This is a genomic window from uncultured Corynebacterium sp., from assembly GCF_937999985.1.
Taxonomy (GTDB): domain Bacteria; phylum Actinomycetota; class Actinomycetes; order Mycobacteriales; family Mycobacteriaceae; genus Corynebacterium.
This window is the reverse complement of record NZ_CALLDG010000070.1, coordinates 1-2,642: the sequence shown is the minus strand read 5'-3', so window position 1 is coordinate 2,642 and position 2,642 is coordinate 1. Positions and strand designations below refer to the sequence as shown.

At 61.8% G+C, this 2,642-nt stretch carries 2 protein-coding genes and 1 pseudogene; 1 reads left to right on the top strand and 2 read right to left on the bottom strand.

Annotation, left to right across the window (positions count from 1 at the left end; translation table 11 throughout):
* The coding region (locus tag Q0331_RS03335; protein WP_298074863.1) for a GNAT family N-acetyltransferase at positions 1–577 on the top strand (577 nt) is incomplete at its 5' end.
* Positions 578–605: 28 nt separating this feature from the next.
* Here the strand turns inward: Q0331_RS03335 and Q0331_RS03330 are convergent.
* Together Q0331_RS03330 and Q0331_RS03325 are read right to left on the bottom strand one after the other, a co-directional pair.
* On the bottom strand, positions 606–2,195 hold the full coding sequence (locus Q0331_RS03330; protein WP_298074861.1) for an MDR family MFS transporter: 1,590 nt from the start codon (positions 2,193–2,195) through the stop codon (positions 606–608).
* A pseudogene (locus Q0331_RS03325) lies at positions 2,192–2,642 on the bottom strand (TetR family transcriptional regulator); the annotation flags it as partial. The gene Q0331_RS03330 and the pseudogene Q0331_RS03325, both read right to left, overlap by 4 nt.

Genomic DNA, 2,642 nt, shown 5'->3' with positions numbered 1-2,642 from the left:
GTGGGAAGACTTTATGCGCCACCGCCTGCCCGAGCTCTCCTTCGTTGCCATCGACACGGATCCCGCAGCCGCCGCAGCCGCAGGGCTGGGCGAGGATGGGGAGAAGATCCTGGGTTGGATCACCGCCACATCCGCCAGCCACCGCGACGTGTTCGACGGAGTGCTGGAGGACTCGATCTACGTCCATAAGGATGCCGCGGGCAAGGGCGTGGCCGGTAGCCTGCTCGATAGGCTGCTCAAGGACGCCGCCGAGCAGGGCCACTGGGCGATGCACTCCAGCATCTTCCCGGAGAACGAGGGCTCTGTCCGGCTGCACGTCTCTCGAGGCTTCGAGGAAGTGGGCGTATTCCACTGCATGTCCCACATGAACTATGGGCCGAAGAAGGGCACGTGGCGCCACAACATGGTGATGGAGAAGATTCTCGAGGGCGGCCCGGCATGGAAGTACTACCAGGAAAACCTGGCGCACTCCGACGAGGACGGCGCGGACAACGCTGGCAACGCCGACAACGCCGGCAGTGCTGGAAACTCCGGCAACGCTAGGAACGCTGAGGGATCGGCAGAAGAGTCCGAGTAACTTTCCAAGCGCAGGATCCCAATTGGGACTACTCGATAGTTTCCTTCAGGTTGTCCTGGCGGACCAAGACTAGAATCAAGGCAGCCAAAATAGCCACCGGCGCCATGGCCCCGAGCACGGGGACAAGGGCGTCGTTATACGAGGTAGTGATCGCGTCGTGCAGCGGGCCAGGCAGCGTATCGACGATCTCCGGGGTCAGCCGGGCACTGCCGCCCCCCTGGAAATCCTGCGCGAACTTAGCTCCCTGCGGGCCCAGCTCCTGCAGCGCGCCGGGCACCCGTTGACCCATCAGATCCGCCACGCGGTGCGTGAACAGCGAACCGATGATCGCAGAACCAGCCGTACCACCAATCTGGCGGAAGAAGTTATTCGAAGCAGTCGCAGTGCCCACCATCGAGATCGGGAAAGAGTTCTGCACAATCAGCACCAGAATCTGCATAGAAAGCCCCAGGCCAACACCCATGAGAGCCAAGACAAGACCGAGGTGCACGAGGGAATCGTGGGCGTCAAAAAGTCCCATAAGACCAACCGCCGTGGCGGCAACGAGCAGACCCGCGACGGGGAACCACTTGTAGCGACCTGTCCGGGAAACATACTGGCCGGAGGCGGTGGCGGTGACGATCATGCCGGCCATCATCGGGATCATCATTAGACCGGCCTTGGTGGGGGTCATGCCGTGCACCATCTGGATGTACGTCGGCATGTAAGCCAGCACGCCAAACATGACCACACCCGTGATCGTGCCGGCCGCAGTAGTGACGACGAAGTTACGGACGGTGAACAGCTTCATTGGGATCAGCGGATCCTTCGCCTTGCGTTCCACCAGCACAAACAGCGTGGCCAAGACGGCTGCCGCGATACCCAAGCAGATAATGACGGGGCTGGACCAGGCGTAATCGCGCCCACCCCAGGTGAGCAGCAGAATCAACGAGCTAGTGGCCCCGGCCATCAGAACCGTGCCGGGGACGTCCAGGCGGGCGCCCGAGCCACGCTTCGGCAGCTGGAGGTTGAAGAACACCATCAGGAACGTGATGACCGCCAGTGGCACGTTGAACCACAGTGCCCAACGCCAGCCCGGGCCGTCGGTGAAGAAGCCACCCAGCAGCGGCCCCAGCACGGAGCTCAGGCCGAAGACGGCGCCCATGATGCCCATGTAGCGGCCTCGATCGCGGGCGGGAACCACGTCGGCGATGATGGCCTGCGCGCCGATCATCAGGCCGCCGGCGCCGAGGCCTTGTACGCCGCGGGCGACGATCATCATGTCCATGCTCTGCGCCAGCGCGCCCAGTACGGAGCCGACCAGGAACAGGGTTACCGCCACCAGGTACAACGGCTTACGACCCATCTGGTCACCCAGTTTGCCGTAGACAGGCATGCCGATGGTCATGGTCAGTAGGAAGCTGGTGATGACCCAGCTCATCTTGTTGGCGCCGCCAAGCTCGCCGACGAGGGTGGGCAGGGCGGTGGAGAAGATCATCTGCCCCAGCGAAGACATCAGCATGCCTAGCATCAGGCAGCCGAAGACTAGGGGGACGTTGTTGTGGTTTTCCTGGCGCTGCTTTTCCGCCGCGTCGAGCCGCGCCTTGGCTGCTGCGGCTTCTTCGCGAGTATCTTTCATGGGCGGTTCTCCTTGGTTTTCTGTGCTTTCTGCGAGATGTTTTCTGCGGTTGAGTCTGTTGGCGGTTTGAGGGTGGCCGGTTCGAAGGCACTGAAGACTTGCCGTAGCCCGGTTAAAGCAACGTCGAAGTCCTTTATGCTGTTCAGAGTTCTGCCGCGCCGCGTGGCTGAGGTTGCTGCGGCCCATTGCACCGTTGTTGCCGCGGTGACGATGAGGTGTGCTTCCTCCATCGCCTCCATGCCGGTGCTGCGGTTATGCGGGTGCCTTTCGAAGTTCTTACACACAGCTTCGGCGAGGTCGCTGCGTAGCTTTTCGTAGCTGGCGAGCTTCGTAAGTGCCAGGTTGGGGAATCTCTTTATTATTTGGGAACGACGCCACCGTATCGACTCCGCCAGTTCCGGATCGAGGTTGGCATTGTCCGATTTCTTGGCCTCCTCGATGCGCTTC

Coding starts and splice junctions, on each gene's coding strand:
- Q0331_RS03330 (WP_298074861.1), bottom strand. CDS start 2,195: ATGAAAGATACTCGCGAAGAAGCCGCAGCAGCCAAGGCGCGGCTCGAC.